The 20,939-nt window shown below is 70.2% G+C and carries 18 protein-coding genes and 2 tRNA genes; 11 read left to right on the top strand and 9 right to left on the bottom strand.

Annotation, left to right across the window (positions count from 1 at the left end; genetic code table 11):
- Positions 1–17 precede the first annotated feature (17 nt).
- From ACIBJC_RS18545 to ACIBJC_RS18575, 7 genes are all read left to right on the top strand, one after another.
- The gene (locus ACIBJC_RS18545; RefSeq protein WP_399293370.1) at positions 18–1,355 is read left to right on the top strand and encodes an ROK family protein; all 1,338 of its coding nucleotides are present in this window, start codon (positions 18–20) and stop codon (positions 1,353–1,355) included.
- A 157-nt stretch (positions 1,356–1,512) separates the two neighbouring features.
- Positions 1,513–2,430: a hypothetical protein gene (locus ACIBJC_RS18550; protein ID WP_399293373.1), complete on the top strand. Its 918-nt coding sequence runs from the start codon at positions 1,513–1,515 to the stop codon at positions 2,428–2,430.
- Positions 2,431–2,635: 205 nt separating this feature from the next.
- Positions 2,636–3,415, top strand: a complete 780-nt coding sequence (locus ACIBJC_RS18555; RefSeq protein ID WP_399293375.1) for an HAD-IIA family hydrolase — start codon at positions 2,636–2,638, stop codon at positions 3,413–3,415.
- A gap of 93 nt (positions 3,416–3,508) precedes the next feature.
- A complete protein-coding gene (locus tag ACIBJC_RS18560; protein ID WP_399293378.1) occupies positions 3,509–4,354 on the top strand; it encodes a hypothetical protein in 846 nt (281 codons plus the stop codon).
- A gap of 181 nt (positions 4,355–4,535) precedes the next feature.
- The gene (locus tag ACIBJC_RS18565) at positions 4,536–5,171 is read left to right on the top strand and encodes a class F sortase (protein WP_399294229.1); all 636 of its coding nucleotides are present in this window, start codon (positions 4,536–4,538) and stop codon (positions 5,169–5,171) included.
- Positions 5,172–5,337: 166 nt separating this feature from the next.
- The gene (locus ACIBJC_RS18570) at positions 5,338–6,411 is read left to right on the top strand and encodes a glycoside hydrolase family 6 protein (RefSeq protein WP_399293380.1); all 1,074 of its coding nucleotides are present in this window, start codon (positions 5,338–5,340) and stop codon (positions 6,409–6,411) included.
- 139 nt (positions 6,412–6,550) lie between these two features.
- Positions 6,551–7,225: a nucleoside/nucleotide kinase family protein gene (locus ACIBJC_RS18575; RefSeq protein WP_399294232.1), complete on the top strand. Its 675-nt coding sequence runs from the start codon at positions 6,551–6,553 to the stop codon at positions 7,223–7,225.
- A 4-nt stretch (positions 7,226–7,229) separates the two neighbouring features.
- Here ACIBJC_RS18575 and ACIBJC_RS18580 read toward each other — a convergent pair whose 3' ends face one another.
- From ACIBJC_RS18580 to ACIBJC_RS18590, 3 genes are all read right to left on the bottom strand, one after another.
- Positions 7,230–9,182 (bottom strand): galactose oxidase-like domain-containing protein, encoded by a 1,953-nt coding sequence (locus ACIBJC_RS18580; RefSeq protein WP_399293383.1) that lies wholly within the window; start codon positions 9,180–9,182, stop codon positions 7,230–7,232.
- Positions 9,179–11,233 carry a glycosyltransferase family 2 protein gene (locus ACIBJC_RS18585; protein ID WP_399293386.1) on the bottom strand — a complete coding sequence of 685 codons (2,055 nt, stop codon included), beginning with the start codon at positions 11,231–11,233 and terminating at the stop codon, positions 9,179–9,181. The genes ACIBJC_RS18580 and ACIBJC_RS18585 overlap by 4 nt, the downstream gene beginning before the upstream one ends.
- Before the next feature lie 495 nt (positions 11,234–11,728).
- A tRNA-Lys gene (locus tag ACIBJC_RS18590) sits at positions 11,729–11,802 on the bottom strand.
- A 214-nt stretch (positions 11,803–12,016) separates the two neighbouring features.
- Here ACIBJC_RS18590 and ACIBJC_RS18595 point away from each other — a divergent pair.
- From ACIBJC_RS18595 to ACIBJC_RS18610, 4 genes are all read left to right on the top strand, one after another.
- Positions 12,017–13,399, top strand: coding sequence for a peptidoglycan-binding protein (locus ACIBJC_RS18595; RefSeq protein WP_399293389.1), 1,383 nt, complete (start codon positions 12,017–12,019; stop codon positions 13,397–13,399).
- Complete coding sequence (locus tag ACIBJC_RS18600) at positions 13,396–15,102, top strand: SPFH domain-containing protein (protein WP_399293392.1); 1,707 nt, start codon at positions 13,396–13,398, stop codon at positions 15,100–15,102. Before ACIBJC_RS18595 ends, ACIBJC_RS18600 begins: the two co-directional genes overlap by 4 nt.
- Before the next feature lie 166 nt (positions 15,103–15,268).
- The gene (locus tag ACIBJC_RS18605) at positions 15,269–15,856 is read left to right on the top strand and encodes a lytic polysaccharide monooxygenase (protein WP_399293395.1); all 588 of its coding nucleotides are present in this window, start codon (positions 15,269–15,271) and stop codon (positions 15,854–15,856) included.
- A 273-nt stretch (positions 15,857–16,129) separates the two neighbouring features.
- A complete protein-coding gene (locus ACIBJC_RS18610) occupies positions 16,130–16,621 on the top strand; it encodes a phospholipase (protein WP_399293398.1) in 492 nt (163 codons plus the stop codon).
- A gap of 117 nt (positions 16,622–16,738) precedes the next feature.
- On the opposite strand, the gene ACIBJC_RS18615 is transcribed toward ACIBJC_RS18610, so the two are convergent.
- The 6 genes from ACIBJC_RS18615 to ehuB all read right to left on the bottom strand — a co-directional run bounded on the left by ACIBJC_RS18615 (position 16,739) and on the right by ehuB (position 20,885).
- A tRNA-Lys gene (locus ACIBJC_RS18615) sits at positions 16,739–16,812 on the bottom strand.
- Between the two features lie 68 nt (positions 16,813–16,880).
- Positions 16,881–17,639 (bottom strand): IclR family transcriptional regulator, encoded by a 759-nt coding sequence (locus ACIBJC_RS18620; protein WP_399293401.1) that lies wholly within the window; start codon positions 17,637–17,639, stop codon positions 16,881–16,883.
- A 238-nt stretch (positions 17,640–17,877) separates the two neighbouring features.
- The gene (ehuA, locus tag ACIBJC_RS18625) at positions 17,878–18,654 is read right to left on the bottom strand and encodes an ectoine/hydroxyectoine ABC transporter ATP-binding protein EhuA (protein ID WP_399293404.1); all 777 of its coding nucleotides are present in this window, start codon (positions 18,652–18,654) and stop codon (positions 17,878–17,880) included.
- Positions 18,644–19,297 carry an ectoine/hydroxyectoine ABC transporter permease subunit EhuD gene (gene ehuD, locus ACIBJC_RS18630; protein WP_329826921.1) on the bottom strand — a complete coding sequence of 218 codons (654 nt, stop codon included), beginning with the start codon at positions 19,295–19,297 and terminating at the stop codon, positions 18,644–18,646. The genes ehuA and ehuD overlap by 11 nt, the downstream gene beginning before the upstream one ends.
- The gene (ehuC, locus tag ACIBJC_RS18635) at positions 19,294–19,986 is read right to left on the bottom strand and encodes an ectoine/hydroxyectoine ABC transporter permease subunit EhuC (RefSeq protein WP_399293406.1); all 693 of its coding nucleotides are present in this window, start codon (positions 19,984–19,986) and stop codon (positions 19,294–19,296) included. Before ehuC ends, ehuD begins: the two co-directional genes overlap by 4 nt.
- On the bottom strand, positions 19,983–20,885 hold the full coding sequence (gene ehuB, locus ACIBJC_RS18640; RefSeq protein ID WP_399293409.1) for an ectoine/hydroxyectoine ABC transporter substrate-binding protein EhuB: 903 nt from the start codon (positions 20,883–20,885) through the stop codon (positions 19,983–19,985). Before ehuB ends, ehuC begins: the two co-directional genes overlap by 4 nt.
- Positions 20,886–20,939: the final 54 nt, after the last annotated feature.

The raw sequence follows: 20,939 nt of genomic DNA on the forward strand, positions 1-20,939 counted from the left end.
ACGGGGACGGGGTGGGCATGAGTACGAGGACGGGCGCGGGCTCCGGTGGGGGCGCGGGCTCTGGTGCTGGCGGCTCCGGGGCGAATCTGCCGGTGCTGCGCGGGTACAACGCCGCGCTCGTGCTCGACCTGCTCCGTACGGCGGGCGCGGGCGGCATCAGCCGGCTGGAGCTGGCCGAGCGCACCGGGCTCACCCCGCAGGCGGTCAGCAAGATCACGGCCAGGCTCCGCAGGGAGGGCCTCGCGGCCGAGGCCGGGCGCCGCGCCTCCACGGGCGGCAAGCCCAGGACCGTACTGCGGCTGGTTCCGTCGGCCGCGTACGCCGTGGGGCTGCATCTCGACCGGGACGAGCTGACGGCGGTGCTGGTGGACCTGGCCGGCACGCCCATCGCCGTACGGAAGGTCCCGTTCGACCTGGGGGCGGGCGCGGAGCAGGTCGTCGCGACGGCGGCGGCACAGGTCGAAGCGGTACGCGCCGACGCGGTACGGGCGGGTGCGGTACGGGCCGACACGATACGGGCGGACGCGTGCGTGGCCGGTGGCGGCGGTTCCGGCGGTGACGGATCTGGTGGTGACGGATCTGGTGGTGACGGATCCGGGGATGGCGGATCCGGGCGTGACGGTGAGCCGCTGGGGGTCGGGGTCGCGATGCCGGGGCCGCTCGACCACCCGACCGGCGTGCCCGGCCGGGTCACCGGCTTCCCGGGGTGGGAGGGGTTCCCGCTGCGCGACGCCCTCGCCGCCCGGCTCCGGCTGCCCGTCGTCCTCGACAAGGACACCAACGCCGCCGCACTCGGACTCGCCCTGCGCGGTTCCGGGGGAGTCGGCGGCGCCGGGAACTCGTTCGCGTATCTCCACCTCGGTACGGGACTGGGCTCCGGGCTCGTTCTCGACGGCGTACTGCACCGGGGCGCGCGCACCGGCGCGGGCGAGTTCGGGCACCAGGTCATCCAGCTCGACGGGCCCCTGTGCTGCTGCGGCAACCGCGGCTGCGTCGAGGCGCTCTGCCTGGCCGCCGTCGCGCGCGGCGACCTGGCGGAGGCGGCGCGGGTCCTCGGCGCGGGCGCGGCCAACCTCGTGGCGCTCCTCGACATCGACCGCGTTCTGCTCGGCGGCCGGACGATCGCCGCGCACGAGGAGCGTTTCGTACGGGGCGTGCGCGCCGTGATCGCCGAGCGCGCCGGGGGCGTGGGGATCCCGGTGGAGCTCGCCGGGGGAGGCGCGCACGCGGTCGCGGAGGGCGCGGCGCAGTTGGTGCTCGCGCCGGTGTTCGGGCGGCGGCGCGGGACCGGCACGGGGGTGACCGGAGGGGCTGAGGCGGCCGGGGCGACCGGGGCGGGCGCGCTGGGCCGATGAGGTGCACTTGTGTGACTTTGTGACTTTCCTGGGGGTGTGGCGCACCGGACGGGACGCGGGCCCATGACAGCGTCGGGGCGCCCCGACCGCCTCGCTGGGCGGTCGAGGTGCCCCGACCGCCCAGCGACCAGCGAAGGCCGTGTCTGCCATGCGTCCCGTGCGACCGCTTCCTCTCCTCGCCGCCGGAGCCACCGCGGTCGCCGCCTTCGTCGTCCTCGCCGCCCTCGTCATGCTCACCATGGCCCCGCCGGCCGCCCTGACGTCCGTTTCCCCGGCCGCCGCGGGACCGGGGCGTAGCTGCGGCAGGGTGGCCGACCCCGACTTCCCGATCAGGACCGAGCTGCGCGGCGGCCCCGGCGCGTACCGGGCCGGTGGTGCGGCCGGGGAGTGGTCGCTCGACCTGACCAACACCACCGGCGCGGAGTGCCGCCACCTCCACCCCGTGGTGATCCTCTACGACCGGGAGCGGGTGCTCGACGTCTCGCACGTGAAGCTGGAGATGGCCGACGACCAGGGGCGCATGCGCGTCCTGCCGCTGGAGCGGACCGACCAGGACGAGATCGTCGCCGTACCGGACGACAGGTCGCCCGGCTTCACCGTGCCGCCGCACCGGACCGTCACCGTCCGCGCCCGGCTGGCCTTCGCGGTGACGGCCCGCCCGAACGAGATCTCCGCCACCGCCGCGACGGTGCAGCGCCGCGGGGACGGCGGCGACTGGGTCGGCGCGTCCAACACCTACCGCTTCGCCGTCGCCGCGCCCGGCGGCCAGGGGCGGGCGCGGGACACCGGCCGCGCCACCGCCTCCGCGCCGGTCGCCTCCGCGTCGTCCTCCTTCGCCCCGGTCGCCGCGTCCCCCAACACATCGGCCAGCGCCTCGAACGGCGCCCCCGATCTCGCCACCGCAGGAACCGCGGAAACCGCTGAAACCACCCAAACCACAGCGACCACCGGAACCGCAGGAACCACCGGAACCCGCGGCGACCTGCTCGGCCGTGTCGTCGCCGCCCTGGCCCTGCTCACCGCCGGCGCCGTCCTCCTCCTCGGCGTCCGCCGTCTCCGCGACCACCGGCCCTGACCACGACCGGGCGCACCACGACCGGGCGCACCACGACCGGGCGAACCGACCGGGCGAACCGACCGGGCGCACCGCGTCCGAACTGCGGAGGCCGAGCCCCGTGCCGTCCCCGGAGCGCCCTGGTTAGGCTGGGAGGCGAGTCGACGGCAGGTATCCGGCCATCCGGCCCACAGATATTCGGCCCCGCAGAGCGGAGAACAGTCCAGTGGCAGAGCGCAAGCCGATCGAGTCCTGGCTCACCGACATGGATGGCGTCCTCATCCACGAGGGCGTTCCGATCCCCGGCGCCGCCGAGTTCATCAAGCGGCTGCGGGAATCGGGCAAGCCGTTCCTCGTCCTCACCAACAACTCGATCTACACCCCGCGCGACCTCCAGGCCCGGCTCGCCCGGATGGGTCTCGACGTGCCCGTGGAGAACATCTGGACGTCGGCGCTCGCCACCGCCAAGTTCCTGGACGACCAGCGGCCCGGCGGTACGGCGTACGTCATCGGCGAGGCCGGACTGACCACCGCGCTGCACGACATCGGGTACATCCTCACCGACCACGAGCCGGACTACGTCGTCCTCGGCGAGACCCGTACGTACAGCTTCGAGGCCCTGACCAGGGCGATCCGGCTGATCAACGGCGGAGCCCGGTTCATCTGCACCAACCCCGACGAGACCGGCCCGTCGACCGAGGGCCCGCTGCCCGCCACCGGCGCCGTCGCCGCGCTGATCACCAAGGCCACCGGCAAGGACCCGTACTTCGCGGGCAAGCCGAACCCGCTGATGATGCGGACCGGGCTCAACGCCATCGGCGCGCACTCCGAGACCAGCGCGATGATCGGCGACCGGATGGACACCGACGTCCTGGCCGGTCTGGAGGCGGGGATGGAGACCTTCCTCGTGCTGACCGGGGTCACCACTCCGGCCGACGTCGACCGGTACCCCTTCCGCCCCTCGACGGTCGTTGACTCGATCGCCGATCTCGTCGACCGCGTCTGAGCACGTCAGAGGGGTGTACGGGGTGACGACGCGCCGTTGAGGATGCGAAAACCCCGCGCACGGGTGAGCCTGGCCAGTACCAGGAGGTTCACGATGCGTACTGCTCTGCTCGCTCTCCGTGCCACGGGTGTGGTCACCGTCCTGGTGACCACACCCGTCCTCGGCACCGCCACCACCGCCCAGGCCCATGACGCCGTCCGGGTCACCGTCATCCCGTCCACCGCCGCCCCCGGCGACCAGGTGGAGATCCGCGCCGAGGGATGCAGGAGCCGCGAGGCCGTGGCTGTGTCCCGGGTCTTCGCCAACGACGCGAAGCTGATCCCCAGCGCCTTCGGCGAGGACTGGAACCGGGACCAGGCCGAGGCGGCCAGGAACCCGGAGAAGCCCGTGCCGCTCACCGGCCACGCGCGGGTGAAGGCGTCCGTCACCGGGGGACGGTACGAGATCGACATCAGATGCGACGGCCACAGCCACGCAGGCTCGGGCAGCTTCGACGTCGTCGCCAAGGGCCGCCCCGACCCGGCCCGCCCCGACCCGGCCCGCCCCGACCGGCCCGACCACGACCGCGGGAACGGCGACCACCGGGACCACGAGCGCGGGGACGGCGACCGCAGGGACCACGAGCGCGGCGACGGCGACCGCAGGGACCATGACCGCAGGGACGACGACCGTCGTGACAACGGGCGTTGGGACAACGAGCGGCCCGGCCACCACCGCGAACCCTGGTCCCCGGTCAGGGCCGGCGGCGGCGGTACGGCGCAACTCGCCGCGGAGGCCGCGCCCGCGAACCGGGCGGAGGAGCACAAGTCCACCGGAACGGCCGGCCCCGGCACCCCGCACGCGGTGATCGGCCTGATCCTGGCCGGGGTCGCGGCGGTCGCCGTGGCCTTCAGGAGCGTACGCAGGCAGCGTACGGCGGCAGGGCGGGACGCGGACTGACATGTTCTCAGGGCACCGTTTCTCAGGGCGTGCGTCGGACCGACGCCTCATAGGGCACTGCTCCCATGGGCCCTGTCCGCCAGGCCACTGTCCCGTGGACCACTGCTCCTGGGGGCGCCGTTCCCGCTGGCACCGCGGCGGCTACGGCTACGGATACGGGTACGGCTACGGGTCGGGCCGGATGCTGACCGGCGTGGCCTGGGCCGTACTTCTGCTGAGCCTGTGGATCTGGGGGCGGGACGGCCAGGTACCCGGCACCGTCTCGGCCCCCACCACCGGCGACGTGGCCGCGGTCGGCCGCCCGCTGGGCGTGCCGCTGCCACCGTCCCGTACCCCGCTGGACTCCCCACCGCAGGCGGGGACTCCGCAGCGGATCGAGCTCCCCTCCCTCGGCATCGAGGCGCCCGTCGTGGCCCGCGGGCTCGACGCCGCCGGGGCGGTCGACCCACCGCCGTACGCGACGCCGGGCACGGTCGGCTGGTACGGCGCCGGGGTCCGGCCGGGCGCGGAGGGCGCCGCGATCCTCGTCGGCCACGTCGACACCAAGACCGAACCGGCCGTCTTCTACGGGCTCAGCTCCGCCAAGCCGGGCGAGAAGGTCCGCGTCGCCCGCGCCGACGGGAGGACCGCCGAGTTCACCATCGACGACGTACAGGTCGTCGACCGGGACCGGTTCGACGCGAAGAAGGTCTACGGCGCCCACGAGAAGTCCCGTGCCGAACTGCGCCTCATCACCTGCGGCGGCACCTTCGACCGCGCCGAACAGGCCTATACGGCGAACGTGGTGGTCTCGGCCTATCTGACCGGAGTGAGCTGACCGGAGTGAGCTGACCGACGTGAGCTGACCGTACGACGGTGTGCGCCACCGGCGTAACGCGCCGGACGCCGGGACCGGTATGCCAGGATTGGCGGCCCCGGACGAGGAACCGGGGAGGGGGCCCGCGAAGCGGCGATCACAGGGGCAGCGCACCAAGGGGGAGTGGATGTACGGCAGTTATTCCCGTCGCGGACACAGCGGTACGGGAGGTGTCCGGACGGGCCCGGGGGCCCGCAAGGGTGGAGCGCTCGCCGTCGTGGGGGTGACGGCGCTGCTGCTGGCGGGCTGCACGTCCGGCGGGGACAGCGACGGAGACGGCGACGGCGACAGGAAGGCGGCGCCGATCGGCCAGCGCCCCAAGGCGGCGGACCCGTACTGGGTCAACCCCGAGGGCGGCGCCGCCCGGCAGGCCGCCGCGTACACGGAGAAGGGCGACAGCGAGAACGCCGCGCTGATCCGGAAGATCGCGGAGCAGCCGGCCGCCGAGTGGATCCTCCCCGACAACGCGGAGGCGCAGACGAAGGGGTTCACGGAAGCGGCGGCGAAGGCCGACCGGGACGCCCTGCTCGTCCTCTACAACATCCCGCACCGCGACTGCGGCCAGTTCTCCAAGGGCGGCGCCTCCGACGGCGACTCCTACCGGGCCTGGGTCGACCAGGTCGCGCGGGGCATCGGGGACCGCAGGGCGACGGTGGTCCTGGAGCCCGACGCCGTACTGCACCTGGTGGACGGCTGCACGCCCGAGGAGTTCCACGAGGAGCGGTACCACCTCCTCAAGGGCGCGATCGAACGGCTCAAGCAGCAGCCCGCCACCACGGTCTACCTGGACGCGGGCAACGCGGGCTGGCAGAGCCCCGACGCGCTCTTCGAACCGCTCCAGTGGGCGGGCATCGGCGCCGCCGACGGCTTCTCGGTCAACGTCTCCAACTTCTACACGACCGGCGCGAGCAAGGACTTCGGCAAGCGGCTCTCCGCGAAGGTCGGGAACAAGCCCTTCGTGATCGACACCAGCCGCAACGGGAACGGCCCGTACAAGGGCGGCGATCCCGGCGAGAACTGGTGCAACCCGCCAGGGCGCGCCCTCGGCGAGCGGCCGACGGTCCGGACCGGTGACCCGCTGGTCAAGGCGTACCTGTGGATCAAGCGTCCCGGCGAGTCGGACGGCGACTGCAAGGGCGGCCCCAAGGCGGGGGAGTGGTACGCGAAGTACGCCCTGGACCTGGCGCGCAACACGAAGTAGACAGGTCGGGTACCGAAGGCCCTGCCCTCTAGGCCCTGCCCTTCTGGCCAGGGCCTTCGGCCTGCCGAGCCGCCCCGTACCCCTCCTGGAGATCCCCGTGGAGACCGACCCCGTGGAGAGCCTTGTGGAGACCGAGCCCGTGGAGACCGACCTCGCCGCCCTCCTCGACCGGGCCCGCGGACTCCTGGCCCGGCCCGGCCGCACCGTCCTCGGCATCACCGGCGCCCCGGCGGCCGGCAAGAGCACCCTGGCCGAACTGCTCGCCCGTGAACTGGGGCCGGGCGCCTGCCTGGTGCCGATGGACGGCTACCACCTGGCCGGCTCCGTACTCCACGCCCTCGGCCGCCGGGACCGCAAGGGCGCCCCCGACACCTTCGACGCCGCGGGGTACGTCGCGCTCCTGCGCCGCCTGCGGGACGCGGCCGGAGGGGAGACCGTCTACGCGCCCCGCTTCCACCGGGAGATCGAGGAGTCCATCGCCGGGGAGATCGTCATCGCCCCCGAGGCCCGGCTCGTCATCACCGAGGGCAACTACCTGCTGCTGCCGGACGGCCCATGGGCGGGGGTACGGCCGCTGCTGGACGAGTCCTGGTACGTGGAGCCGGACGAGGCGCTCCGGCTGCGCCGCCTGGTCGACCGGCACGTGGAGTTCGGCAAGTCCCCGGACGAGGCCCACGCGTGGGCGCACGGCACCGACCAGCGGAACGCGGCGGTGATCGCGGCCACGCGCGGCCACGCCGACCTCGTGGTCCGGCCCGTCAGCGGTCCGGCTGCCGAACGGCCGACGCGAGCCCGGCAGGATCCGAACGGCTGACCCCCTAAGGGATTTCCACCCACACCGCCTTCGACGGTGTGCCCTCCCCGTCCGTCACGAAGAGCATGTACCACCCCGACGGCACCAGCGCGTTGTTCTTCGGCACCGTGACCTCGACACCGTCCGCCGTCTTCTTGAAGTCCAGCGCCACCGTGCGCTGTTCGACGTCGGTGACATGGGTGACCGCGCTCGGCCGCATCAGCTTCGCCGTCGTGACCGCGCCCGGGTCCTTCACCTTGAAGACCGCGGAACCGCCGCGCTTCACGGCCTTCGGCCCGTCCGTGACCTCCGGCGCCGTGTCCCGGAAGAGGTACGGCGGCGTGTAGATCTCGATGCGCTGCTCGAAGACGCCCGGCTTGGTGTTGGCCTTGTCCGCGTAGAGCGAGTCCGAGCCGAAGATCATGACGCGGCCGTCGGGCAGCAGCAGGGACCCGGAGTGGTAGTTGCGGCCCACCGCCGGGTCAGCCATCCGTGTGTACGTGTCCGACGCCGGGTCGTACCTCCGCGCCTGGAGTACGTTCGAGCCGCCGCGCCCCCGGTAGTCCTCGGAGCCGCCCGTGACCAGCACGCTGTCGTCGGGCAGCAGGGACGCGCTCGGGTAGCGCGTGCCACGCTCCAGCGTCGGGCCGTCCTTGAAACGCGGGTCGGCGTCCTTCAGGTCGACCAGCCGGGACTTGTCGCTGGACTTCTCGGACTCGCCGATCCCGCCGCCGCCGATCACCATGAACTTCTGGTCCTGGGCGGGCGGCAGCATCACCGTCGCCGAGGTCTCCATCTGGTCCGGGTCGCTCAGACCGGGGATCTTGTCGAACTTGTTGGTCTTCAGGTCCCAGATCCCCGGGTCACGGCCGACATCGGCGGGCCCGTACCCGGAGTTGGAGCCGCTGTAGAAGAGCTTCCCGTTGTCCATCAGGAAGACCGCGGGGTAGGTGGGGAACTTCTGGATGTCCCCGGTGTACTCCCAGGTCCGCTTCTTCGGGTCGTAGATCTCGTTCTTGCCGGGGACGAGCTGGCCGATCTCGTCGAGCCCCGAGAGCGCCAGCACCTTGCCGTCCCGGAGCGTGGTCAGCGTGGGGTACCAGCGGGCCTCGTTCATCGGGTCGACGCTGATGTACTTCTCCGCGACCGGGTCGAACTCGTACGCCTCCTTGATCCCCTGGAAGTCCTTCTTGTCGAGCGCCAGCTTCTGCCCGATGCCGTACACGTTGCGGGCGTCGGAGCCCTTCATGCCGTGCACCCGGTAGTTGTCCTCGGCGCCGGTCTCGTACTTCGCGCCGGACTGGCGCGCCTCGACGTAGACACGGCCCAGACCGGGGTCATTGCGCAGATACGCACCTGTGGTCTTGTCGAAGACCTTCGTGGCCTTCTCCACCAGGATCGGGTCCTTGGAGACGAACGTCTTGCCGTTCTCCTTGCCGGTGAACACCGTGCCCGCGGGCAGGGTGATCGGCTTGTCCGGGTCCTCGTTGTGGACGACCATCAGGCCGCCCGCCTTGGTGACATCGCCCTTGAGCTTCTCGTACCGCTTCGTGCCGCCGGCTATGAGGAGCTTCCCGTCGGGCAACTGGGAGTGCCCGGAGCAGAACAGGTCCTTGGGGGTGGGGATCTTCTTGTACGTGTCGGTCGCCGGGTCCCAGAGGATCGACTCGAAGGTGCCCGCGTCGAAGTTCTTCTGGTTGTTCCCCGAGCCGGCGATCAGCAGCACCTTGCCGGTGTGCAGCAGCGAGGCGTGGATCGAGTTGATCCGGAACCTGGCCGGGACGTCCAGGAAGTCCCAATAGCCGTTCGCCGCCTTGTAGTCCGGGCGGTTGATCTTGTACTCGTGGTACTGCTCCGAGCCGAACCGGTAGAGCGCGGGTCCGTTGAAACCGGCGACCGCGACGACGACCGCGGCGCCGATCGCGAGGCGCCTGGCCCGGTTCCTGCGGTGGTTCTGCCGGACGGGAATCGCGCTCATTTCTTACGTCCCCCAAGGGAAATCCGTGCTGTCGGTGCAGTGGGTTCTGCCGGTGCCGGTGCCGGTGCCGGTTCGGCGGGGTGCGGGAACTGCGGCAGCGGTGCCGTACGGTCCAGTGGCGCCGTACGGTCCAGCGCTGCCGTGCGGTCCAGCGGTGGTACGGCGTGATCCGCGCCCGCCCCGGGTGTTCCCGGGCCCCCGGAAGCGCGACCGCCGCGATGCGCGCCGCGCCTGCGCTTCGCGCGCTTCTCCTGGCGCAGGGACCACCACCAGATGAAGACCGGCGCCGCCGTGATCAGCATCGCCAGCGTCGCCCATGTCAGCATCGCCGGATGGTCGTGCCCGAGGACGAACGAGGCGATCACCGAACCGCCGAAGACCAGGATGAAGAAGAAGTGCACCCGGAACGTGCCGAAGAGGGTGTCCGGGCTGGACGAGTCGCCCTTCGGCGTCACCACGAAGCTGCTCTTGCGGCGCAGTACGGCGTCCATCAGCGAACGGGCGTACAGCGGCGCCGACATGGCCGACATCGCCATCCCGGCGAGCCCGCCGGAGCCCTCCGGCTCGTGCGGTGAGACGTTGTGGCGGCGGTTCCAGATGTAGAGGCCGATCTGGAGGGCCGAGGCGTTCCCGTACAGCATCATCCAGATCGCCGGGTCGATCTGGACACCCGAGGCGCCCATGCCCAGGAAGAGCGCGCAACTCAGCGCCGCCAGGATCCAGTTGAGGGCCGACATCGGATAGAAGATGATCATCATCGTGTAGTTGAAGAGCTTGCCCGGGGGCAGCGAGGAGAAGCCCTTCCAGTACTGCTTGAGGATCGTCTCGTACGTACCGCGCGACCAGCGGAGCTGCTGGGTGAAGAAGTCCGTCCAGGCGGACGGGCCCTCGCCCACGGCCAGGACGTCGGGGGTGTAGACCGAGCGCCACTTGTTGCCGGAGGCGGGGTTGCGGTGGCGGTGCATCTCGAAGCCGGTCGCCATGTCCTCCGTGATGGAGTCGTACAGCCCGCCGATCTGCTTGAGCGCCCTGATCCGGACCGCGTTGCTCGTACCGACGAACATGGGGGCGCCGTAGCGGTTGCCCGCGCGCTGGATCAGCGCGTGGAAGAGGAACTGCTGCGACTCGGCGGCCTTCGTGACGAACGAGTCGTAGTTCCCGTACACCTGCGGGCCGATGACGAAGCCGACGTCCGGATCGCGGAAGTAACCGAGCATCCGCTCCAGGTAGTTGGGCATCGGCACATGGTCGGTGTCGACGGAGGCGAAGTACTCGTAGTCGTCGCCGTGCGCGTCCAGCCAGGCGTTGTAGTTGCCGTGCTTCGTCTTGGCGCGGTGGGCGCCCTTGGGCTGGTTCCACTTCGCGATGCCCTTACGGGAGAAGTGGTGCACGCCCAGCCGGGCGCAGACCTCCTTGACCGCCGGGTCGTCGCCCTCGTCCAGCAACCAGACGTGCATCACGCCCCGGTGCCGGATGCGGACCGCGGCCTCCAGCGTCTTCGTCACCATCTCCAGGGGCTCTTTGCCCGGCACGAAGGAGGTGAGGAAGGCGACGCGCGTATCGCTCTCGGGCACGACGGGGACCGGATCACGCGCCACCAGCGTCGCGTGCGCGTTCGAGAGGACATTCATGGTGCGGAACAGCTCGATCAGACCGATCGAGACGAGCATCACGATGTCGAGGACGAGGAGCGTGTCGTTCTTGAGGTTGGGGTCGCGCTCGGTCCAGTGCTGCGGCTGCATCAGCCAGACGAAGAGGCCGAGCGAGAGCAGCGGCGCCGCGCCGAGCAGCAGGGCGGCCCGGATGCGGTGCGTCTCCTGGGAGAGCAGCGAGCGGTACTGCACCGTGTACGGTTTGTCCGCGTCGGGCCTGGTCAGCGGCCCGGCGAGCCGGCTGTAGTGCTCGTAGTCGTACTTCGGCAGGACGTTCTTCGGCGGCCGGGGCCGCTGCTGTCCGGCCCTTCTGAGGTGCGAGGGTATGCGGAGCTGGGTGGTCCTGGACGCGTCGGTCTCCTGCCGGTCGCCGTCCGGCCCGTGTGGCGTCGACGTCATGAGTCATCCCCCCGCACGCACACGTACTGCGTGATGGATCGAGTTTTTCGTCCGGATGTTCCGTCCGGAGTGGCCCCCTGGCCATCACTCCGGGCATGCGAATCGCGGCTTCTGTCTCCTTCTGACCGGAAATATGACCGGTCCGGTTGCGCGATGTCGCCGACGACACCGTGCACGCCGTGTCCGTACGGGCCCCCGCCCCGCCGCACCGCCGTCACTGGAACAACTCGGCACGCCGCGTACAACTGTGCGGATCGCGTGTTCCTTTGATGGTGATGAGTTGAGGATAGGTTGTCCGACCATCGTCCGGATCGCAAGGGAGAGAAGAGCTGATTGCTGTTCATCTGGGCGATTTGTGTGTTCGGTGTGACGGATGCGATGGCGAGCAGTCGCCAAGATTGGCGGGTTTCCGCGAGTCGTAGGCCGGCGCGGGAATGAGTCGGCGCGGGAATGAGTGAAGCCCCCTCACGTGGCGTGAGGGGGCTTCACTGTGCGTGCGCCGCCAGGGACTCGAACCCCGGACCCGCTGATTAAGAGTCAGCTGCTCTAACCAACTGAGCTAGCGGCGCCTGCTGACCTGGAGAACTGTACCCGACAGGGAGGAGTGGCTCCGACCATTTGATGGCTGTTACGGCCTGTCGGATTGTCTTTTCTTACCTTCGATCCGTCAAAATGCGATTTGTCTGGACAGTTGCCCCACCAGCGCCCGTGCCACCGGGCTGAAAGATCTTGAACGAAGAGTCTCTCGATGAGCTTGATGAGGATGAGTGTGGAGGGGATCGCATGACCGTCCCGGTCTTCGAGGAGTACGAGCCCGCTCTCGACTGTCCCTGCGCCGGGTGCGCCGAGCGGCGGCGTGATCTGGCCAAAGGCCTGCCCGTACGGTCCGGCGGCCACCCGGCCGCGCACGGCGCCCGGCGGGCGCTGGTCCTGATGACCGCAGCCGGGGTCGCGCTCGGCACGGCGGGCGTGGAACCGGCGCGCGCCGCCGGACCGGTCGCCCGGGCGGCCTTCGACCCCGACCCGGAGACACCACAGGGCGGCAGCGGGCCCCTCCACGGACGGCCCCTGCCCGGCCCCGGCTCGGACAAGCCCACGGCGGAGCCCCATACGTCCACCCGCGCCGAGATCATCAACCGCGCCAAGCTGTGGGTGAACGCCAAGGTGCCGTACAGCATGGAGGAGTACTGGACGGACGGGTACCGCCAGGACTGCTCCGGCTATGTCTCGATGGCCTGGAACCTCGCGGGCAACGAATGGACCGGCAGCCTCGCGGAGTTCGGCGTACGGATCGAGCGCGAGGAGCTGCAACCCGGCGACATGCTGCTCTTCCACAACCCGGCCGACCCGAACAAGGGGTCGCACGTCACGCTCTTCGGCGGCTGGACCGACTACACGCACACCTACTACGTGGCGTACGAGCAGACCAAGCCGCACGCCCGCGTCCAGTCCACGCCCATGGCGTACTGGAACAACTCCAGCCGCTACATCCCCTACCGCTACAAGGGCGTGATCGAGAGCGGCGACGGCAAGGGCCCGGAAGGGGGTACGGGGAGCACGGGCGGCGCGTCCGCCGCGTACCCCGGGGCGCGCGCCTTCGGCCCCCGCGCCAACAACAAGCACGTCACCCAGCTCGGCCGGATGCTCGTGAAACGCGGCGGCAAGCGCTTCTACGCCCAGGGGCCGGGACCCCGGTGGGGCGAGGCGGACCGGCGGGCCACCCAGGCGTTCCAGCTCGCGCAGGGCTGGCGCGGCAAGGCGGCGGACGGGATGCCGGGGCCGGGGACCTGGCGGTATCTGGTGAAGGGCCTCGGGAAGAACATCGCGCGGGGCGCGGGTAAGGGCGGGGGCGGGGGCGGGGGCGGACAGGGCGTCGTCGTCCCCGCGGGCCCGCCGGTCGCCGCCGCGAAGCCGTCGGCGCCGCACACGACCGCGTTCCCCGGGAGCGCGTACTTCCGGCCCGGCGCGGCCAACCCGTACGTGCTCCAGCTCGGAGAGCAGCTCGTGAAGCGGGGCTTCGGCCGGCACTACACCACGGGTCCCGGGACGCGGTGGACGGAGGCCGACCGGCGCAACGTCGAGGCGTTCCAGCGGGCCCAGGGCTGGCGCGGCGCCGAGGCCGACGGCTACCCGGGCCCGGCGACCTGGCGGCGACTCTTCGCATGACGGACACGAGGATGACGGTGACGATGACGACCACCCCGCAACCGCAACCGAACGACGACGAGGACGGCCTGCGAGGGCTGTTCACGGTACGCCCCGAGCCGGCGCCCGAGCCTGTGGCCGAGCCCGAGCCCGAGCCCGATCCGGCCCCGGTCGAGTCGGCCGACGCGGCCGAGTTGGAGGAGCGCGAGAAGCCAGAGGGACCAGAGGCGCCAGAGGGGCTTGAGGCGGCTGAGGTGCCCGAGGCGCCTGAGAAGCCCGAGGACGGTGTCGGCTTCGACGACGTGGTGGCCGCCGGTATCGCGGACGCCGTATCCCCGGCGGCACCAGCGGACCTGGAGGCACCAGCAGATCCGGAAGCCTCAGCAGATCCGGAAGCCTCAGCAGATCCGGCGGCCTCAGCGGTCCCGGTGACCCCAAAGCTCCCGGTGACCCCAGTGCTCCCCGTGGCCCCAGTGCCCCCCGCGGTCCCCGTGCTCCCTGCGGCCCCACGGGACGAGCGTCCCGCGCTCGAACTGGGGCCCGGTGCCTTCGGTCGGGGCAACGGGGTCTCCGTACGGTCCGGGCGCCCCGGGTACCCCGGTGACCGTCCCCGCTGGAGCCCGCTCATCGTCGGTGAGTCCACCCACGAGATCCCCGTCCACCTCCTCTTCCGCGACGAGGCCGAGGCGCCGGCGCCCGCCGGGGGACCGGTCAGACCCACCGTCGTGGGGCGCCGGCTCGGGACCGGCGAGCAGCCCCGGATCCGGCCCGCGCCCGCGCCGGTGCCCGTCGTCCCCGCGCGTGCCGCGCCGTCCGGCGATCCGCATCTCACCGAACGTCCCGGCCCCGCGCTGCCCGGCTGGGCCGCCGTGCTCGTCGGACTCGGCGCGCTGCTCGGGTGCGCGGCCGTGACCTGGTGGGCCGGGGCCCTGCCGGGCGCGGTGACGAAGGCGCTGCGGATGCCGTCGTACCCGTACGACGGCATCGGGATCGTGGAGTGGGCGCTGCTCACGCTCGGTGCGACGGTCGCGCTCTTCGCCTTCGGCGGGCTGGGCCGCGGCCGGGCCGGTCAGGCGTGGGTGCTGACGCTCTTCGGCGACTACCGGGGGAGCGTGCGCCGTACGGGACTGCTCTGGGTGAGCCCGCTCCTGCTGCGCCGCGGTGTGGATGTACGGCTGCGGCACTGGCGCAGCGAGCCGATGTCCGCCGTCGACTCGAACGGTACGGCGCTGCGCGTCGTCGTCCTCGTCGTCTGGCGCGTGCGGGACACCGTACGGGCGGCCCTCGGCGTCGAGGACCACGAGGAGTATCTGCGGGAGCAGGTCGAGGCCGCGATGGCGCGGGTGCTCTCGCAGCTTCCCGCCGACGCGTTCCACGACGAGGCGCCGACCCTGCGCGACGCGGAGGCGGTCGGGAACGCGCTCACCCGGATGCTGTCGGCGGAGGGCCGGCCCGTCGGCGTGGAGGTCTTCTCGGCGCAGCCGACGCGGATCGAGTACGCGCCGGAGATCGCCGCGGCGATGCAGCGCAGCCGGATCGCGGCGATCGACGCCAGGCACCGGGACTCCGTCCTGACGTCGGTGGTGGACGCGGTGGACGACACGGTGCACCGGCTGACGACACGTGGCCTGGTCGAACTGGACGACTACGAGCGCAAGGCGCTGGTGAAGGACCTCACCGTCGCGTTCTACACGGGCCGGCAGGAGGCCGGGGCGCGGCTGTGAGCGCCCCGGAGGCCCGCCAAGTGGTCTGGACCGCATGGTGAGTTGTTATGGACACGACCACAATTCCTTCATACTCTGAGACTTGGTCCAGACCAACAGTCGTATTCTCTCTGCGCGCGCGTGCGGCACGGCTCACCGAACTCCCCCACGTTCTCTGGAGCGAAGCATGCGAAAGAAGATGGGTGCGGCCGTCGTCGGCCTCGCCGTCACCGCCGTCTCCCTGCTCGCCACCGGCAGCGCCAGCAGCCACGGCTACACCGACTCACCGATCAGCCGCCAGAAGCTCTGCGCCAACGGAACCGTCGCCAACTGCGGCAACATCCAGTGGGAACCGCAGAGCGTCGAGGGGCTCAAGGGCTTCCCGGCGGCCGGTCCCGCCGACGGCAAGATCTGCTCGGGCGGCAACGGCCAGTTCGCGCAGCTCGACGACCCGCGCGGCGGTACGTGGCCCACCACCAAGCTGTCGAGCGGCCAGAGCCACACCTTCCGCTGGCAGTTCACCGCCCGGCACTCCACGACCGACTTCCGCTACTACATCACCAAAAACGGCTGGAACCCTTCGCAGCCGCTGACCCGCGCGGCACTGGACACCCAGCCGTTCCTGACGGTGCCGTACAACAACCAGCAGCCGCCCGCCACGCTCTCGCACACGGGCACGCTCCCGTCGAAGTCGGGGCGGCACATGATCCTGGCCGTCTGGACGGTCGCGGACACGTCGAACGCGTTCTATGCCTGCTCCGACGTCCAGTTCTGACCTGACGGGCAGTCAGTAGGTAAAGACCTTGGGAGTACGGCGTCTTCGGCCCGGTACCAAGCGGGGCGAGTGCGGACGGACCGTCAACAGGCGCCGCTCCCAAGGGGCGTGAGTGCGCCAAGGGGTGTTTGGCGATGGCTGGAATTGGGGCACCATTCCCGCATCGGTCATCGCGCGTAGACCCGTGCGACAGCCGCGGAGTTCACGCTGTGGACGCTCCTTGCCACCCCGGTCAGGGAGCGTCTCCCCCCATATGCCCGGAGGTTTTCCGTCATGCGCAGACGTCTGGCACTTCCTCTCGCAGCAGCCGTACTCTCCCTCCCCACCGCCCTCCTGACGGCCACTCAGGCCACTGCCGCACCGGCCGACAAGCCGCAGGTGCTGAGCAGTTGGACGCAGGAGAGCGCGGCGAGCTACAACTCCTGGGTCGCGGCCCGTGGCAGCCAGGGCTCCTGGACGTCCTACGGCTTCGACTGGTCCACGGACTACTGCTCGTCCTCGCCCGACAACCCGTTCGGCTTCCCCTTCCAGACCTCCTGTGCCCGGCATGACTTCGGCTACCGCAACTACAAGGCGGCCGGTCAGTTCGAAGCCAACAAGGCCCGGCTCGACTCCGCCTTCTACGCGGACCTGAAGCGGGTGTGCGCGGCGTACTCGGGCGCGCAGAAGGCGTCCTGCGACGGGACGGCGTGGACGTACTACCACGCCGTGGACATCTTCGGCGTGGACGGACAGAAGGGCGGCGGCGCGAAGAGCGCGGCCTGATCTTTGAGCGCCTGATCCTGGGCGTCTGATCGTGAGTTCCTGATCTTTGAGCGTCCGGCCCCCACGTCCGGACGCGAGGAAGGCCCCCCGCTCACGCGAGGGGCCTTCCTGTGTCGGTGCGCCGCCAGGGACTCGAACCCCGGACCCGCTGATTAAGAGTCAGCTGCTCTAACCAACTGAGCTAGCGGCGCCTGCTGACTCGAAAATAATACCCGGTGCTCCGGGGTGCTCCGAACCAGCGCCCGCGGCGGCCCTGACCCTAGATCGTCAGCGCCAGCGCCACCGGGGCCGCCCCGCGGTTCAGCGACTCCGCCGCCGCGCGCAGCCGGTGGGCGTGTTCGAGCGGGAGGGAGAGGGCGAGGCACCCGACCGCCGAGCCCGCCGTCAGCGGGACGGCCGCGCAGACCGTGCCGACCGCGTACTCCTGGAGGTCCAGTACGGGGACGGTGGACGGATGGCCGTCCAGCCGGGAGAGGAGCAGCCGCTCGCTGGTGATCGTGCGGGAGGTGAACCGGGCGATCTTGTGGCGGGCGAGATGTTCCTTGCGGCTGCCGTGGTCGAGCTGGCTCATCAGGCACTTGCCGATCGCGCTCGCGTGGGCCGTGGTGCGGAAGTCCACGTACTCGTTGACGGCGGGCGTGAGGGGGCCTTCGGAGACCTGGGTGATCTTGATCTCGCCGTCGACGTAACGGCTGACGTAGATGGCCGCGCCGATCGCGTCGCGCAGCCCGGCGAGGGTGTCCTGGAGCCGTGTTTCGAGGACCTGCGCCCGGTCGGCGCCGGAGCCGAGCAGGGTCAGCGAGTCGCCGATCACATAGGCGCCGTCCGTCGCCCGCTCCACGTACCCCTCGCGGCGCAACATGGCGAGGAGCGGCGCGAGATGTCCGGCCGGCAGCCCGCTCTCGCTGGCGATACGGGCTGCGGTCACGCCGCCGCCGTGCCGGGACACCGTCTCCAGCACACGCAGGACGTACCGCACCGAATGGAACGGCGCGGTCGGCTCCGGCTTCAGCACCACGGTCCCCCCTTGGCAGGTTGTTACCGCAAGCTCACCCCCACGATAACCGTCAAGGGTGCGGAAAAGGGCCGCTGTTGACCACCGGATTCGGCGCGGCCCAGGTCTCTGTACTGGGCCGCGCCACTCTGGCATATGCCAGAGGGATAATTCTTCAACAGAGTGTGAGGTTGCTGTGCAGGTCAGGGCGCGCTCCGCGGACCGCCAGGTATGCGCCGGGCGTACGCCGGGCGCAAGGCGCTCAGAGCACCGCGCCGAGGAATTCCCGCGTACGTTCGTTCTCCGGGTCCGTGAAGATCTTCTCCGGCGGTCCCGACTCGATGACCTTCCCGGCGTCGAACATCATCACCTCGTCGGAGATGTCCCGGGCGAAGTTCATCTCGTGGGTCACGCAGAGCATCGTGATGTCCGTGGTGTGGGCGATGTCCCGCAGGACGTCCAGGACCCCGGCGACCAGCTCCGGGTCGAGCGCCGAGGTGACCTCGTCCAGCAGCAGGATCCGCGGCCGCATCGCCAGCGCGCGGGCGATGGCCACGCGCTGCTGCTGCCCGCCCGAGAGCTGGGTCGGCTTCGCCTCGCAGCGGTCGCCGAGCCCGACGAGGTCGAGCAGTTCACGGCCGCGCTCCTCGGCCTCGTCCTTGCCGAGCCCGAGCACCCGGACGGGCGCCTCCGTGATATTGCGCAGGACGTTCATGTTGGGGAAGAGATTGAACTGCTGGAAGACCATTCCTATGTTCTTCCGCACCTCGCGCACGTGCTTCTCGCTCGCGGGGAACAGCTTGTCGCCGTTGATGGTGATGGTGCCCTCGTCGGGTTTGACCAGCGTCATCAGCAGCCGCAGGATCGTCGTCTTGCCGGATCCGGACGGGCCGACCAGAGTGACGTGCTTTCCCGGCTGTACGGAGAAACAGAGGTCGTCGAGGACGGTGTTCGAGCCGAATCTCTTCGTGACGTTCTCGAAGCGGATCAGCTCGGTGTCCGTAGCGGTATCGGTGGTGTCAGTGCGGTCAGCGGACAAGACGACGCTCCAGGGCTCGCATGAGAAGAGAAGCCGGATAGGCGATAAGGATGAAGGCGACACCGACCACCGTCAGCGGCTCGGTGTACTGGAAGGTGGCCGCGCTCTCCAGCCGGGACTGCTGGAGCATTTCCAGCACACTGATCCCGGCGAGCAGCGGGGTGTCCTTCAGCATCGAGATGACGTAATTTCCCAGCGCCGGCACGATACGCCGGATCGCCTGCGGCAGGATCACCGCGATCCACGTCCGGCCGACGGGCAGGCTGAGCGCGGTGGCCGCCTCCCACTGGCCGGCGGGCACCGCGTCGATTCCGGCCCGGTAGACCTGTGCGGTGTACGTCGAATAGTGCAGCCCGATCGCGAGCGTGCCGGTGGTCAGACCGGAGAACTGCACGCCCCACTCGGGCAGGACGAAGAAGAAGAAAAAGAGCTGTACGAGCAGCGGTGTGTTCCGGATGAATTCGGTGAAGACATGGACCGGCCACCGGATGAGACGCGTCGGCGCCCGGAATCCGATCGCCCAGACCAGACCGAGGGTGAAGGAGAGGAGCGAGCCCACGACGAGGACCTGGAGGGTGAGGAGCAGCCCGTCCCAGAAACGTGGCATGAAGTCCGCGACGGCGGACCAGTCCCAATTGTTCATCGGGTGCCTCCCGGTGTCCCCGGGGTGCCCGGTGTCATGGTGATGCCGATTCCGGCCTTCGTCTTCCGCTCAAGCGCCTTCATTCCGCGCGTGAGGACGAACGCGAGCACGAAATAGATGACCAGGGTGATCGAGTAGATCTGCGCGCTCTCCTGGGTGGCCAGCCGCACCAGATAGGCGGCGAACGACACATCGGCCACCCCGAGCAGGGAGACGAGCGCCGTGCCCTTCAGCAGTTCGACGAGGAGATTGCCGAACGGGGGGATCATCTCCGGTATCGCCTGCGGCAGCAGGATCAGTCGCATGCGCTGCCACGGCGTGAAGTTGAGGGCGATACCGGCCTCGCGCTGCGCGGGTACCACGGAGTTCAGCGCGCCCCGCACGACCTCGGCGCCGTACGCCCCGTACGACAGGCCCAGGGCCAGCACGGCGGCCCACATCGGGACGAGGGCCCAGCCGAACAGGCCGGGCATCACGAAGAAGAGCCAGAACATCAGCACCAGTGCCGAGGTGCCGCGGAAGATCTCCGTGTAGAAGCCCGCGAGGAATCGGACGGTACGCGAACGGTGCGTACGGGCCATTCCCACGGAGAATGCCACGAAGGTGGCCAGCGCCGCGCTGTACAGGGTGAGTTGAACGGTGATCCAGATACCGGGAAGCACCCAGTGGGTCCAGAGGCCGGCTGTCATGCGCACAGCTCCTCTGCCGTCATGGTGGTCATCTCCGACTCGGCGAAGCCGAACGGCTTGAGAATGCGGAACAGTTCGCCGCTCTTCTTCATCTTGTGGATCTCGACGTTGAAGGCGTCCCGCAGACCGGAATCGGTGGGCCGGAAGGCGAAACCACCGCCGTCGACCTTCTTCTTTCCGTCCACGACCGGTGCGAACGGTTCGGTCGCCTCGGCCTTGCGGCTGTTCTTGACCACTTCGCGGCCGGTCAGCGCCGTACCGGCGAAGACGTCGACCCGTCCTGATTCGACGGCGTTCAGCCCCGCGACCGGGTCCTGGAGGATGACGATCTCTTTCTCGGGTATCCCGGCGGAAATCGCGTAGTCGATCTCCGCGTAGCCGGCCCCCGTGGCGAGTTTCGCCTTGGAGCGCACCACGTCCTGATAGGAGAGCAGCTTCTTCGGATTCCCCTTGCGCACGAGGAAGGAATCCAGCATCTGATACTCGGGATCGGCGAAAATGACCTGCTTGCACCGTTCCGCGTTGATGTACATCCCCGCCGAGACGACATCGAACTGCTGCGCGTTGAGACCGGGTATCAGCGAGGAGAAGTCGGTCGCGACCGGCTGTACGGAACCGATGCCGAGCCGCTTGAAGATGACCTTCGCGAGTTCCACCGCCTCGCCGGTGAAATCGCCCTGGTCGTTGATGTACCCGTACGGTGCCTCGCCGGCGATCCCGAGCCGTACCGTGCGCTGCGATTTCAGCCGGGCGAGGGTGTCCCCTGTCGGAACCCGGCTGCATCCGGCGGCGCCGAGCGCCCCCGCGGCGCCCAGCACAGCCGTACCCAGCAGCAAGGAACGTCTGCGTATGGACCGTTTTGGTGCTCTTTCCGAGGTGTTCTCAGGTGGTGAGGCCATGGGCGCGCGGCTACCCGACTCCACCGGGGTTATGCGCGTCAATTTGAGCCGATC

The sequence above is a fragment of the Streptomyces sp. NPDC050509 genome, from assembly GCF_044457965.1.
GTDB lineage: Bacteria > Actinomycetota > Actinomycetes > Streptomycetales > Streptomycetaceae > Streptomyces.

Coding starts and splice junctions, on each gene's coding strand:
- ACIBJC_RS18545 (WP_399293370.1), top strand. CDS start 18: ATGAGTACGAGGACGGGCGCGGGCTCCGGTGGGGGCGCGGGCTCTGGT.
- ACIBJC_RS18560 (WP_399293378.1), top strand. CDS start 3,509: ATGCGTACTGCTCTGCTCGCTCTCCGTGCCACGGGTGTGGTCACCGTC.
- ACIBJC_RS18565 (WP_399294229.1), top strand. CDS start 4,536: ATGCTGACCGGCGTGGCCTGGGCCGTACTTCTGCTGAGCCTGTGGATC.
- ACIBJC_RS18570 (WP_399293380.1), top strand. CDS start 5,338: ATGTACGGCAGTTATTCCCGTCGCGGACACAGCGGTACGGGAGGTGTC.
- ACIBJC_RS18580 (WP_399293383.1), bottom strand. CDS start 9,182: ATGAGCGCGATTCCCGTCCGGCAGAACCACCGCAGGAACCGGGCCAGG.
- ACIBJC_RS18585 (WP_399293386.1), bottom strand. CDS start 11,233: ATGACGTCGACGCCACACGGGCCGGACGGCGACCGGCAGGAGACCGAC.
- ACIBJC_RS18595 (WP_399293389.1), top strand. CDS start 12,017: ATGACCGTCCCGGTCTTCGAGGAGTACGAGCCCGCTCTCGACTGTCCC.
- ACIBJC_RS18600 (WP_399293392.1), top strand. CDS start 13,396: ATGACGGACACGAGGATGACGGTGACGATGACGACCACCCCGCAACCG.
- ACIBJC_RS18605 (WP_399293395.1), top strand. CDS start 15,269: ATGCGAAAGAAGATGGGTGCGGCCGTCGTCGGCCTCGCCGTCACCGCC.
- ACIBJC_RS18610 (WP_399293398.1), top strand. CDS start 16,130: ATGCGCAGACGTCTGGCACTTCCTCTCGCAGCAGCCGTACTCTCCCTC.
- ehuD (WP_329826921.1), bottom strand. CDS start 19,297: ATGAACAATTGGGACTGGTCCGCCGTCGCGGACTTCATGCCACGTTTC.
- ehuC (WP_399293406.1), bottom strand. CDS start 19,986: ATGACAGCCGGCCTCTGGACCCACTGGGTGCTTCCCGGTATCTGGATC.
- ehuB (WP_399293409.1), bottom strand. CDS start 20,885: ATGGCCTCACCACCTGAGAACACCTCGGAAAGAGCACCAAAACGGTCC.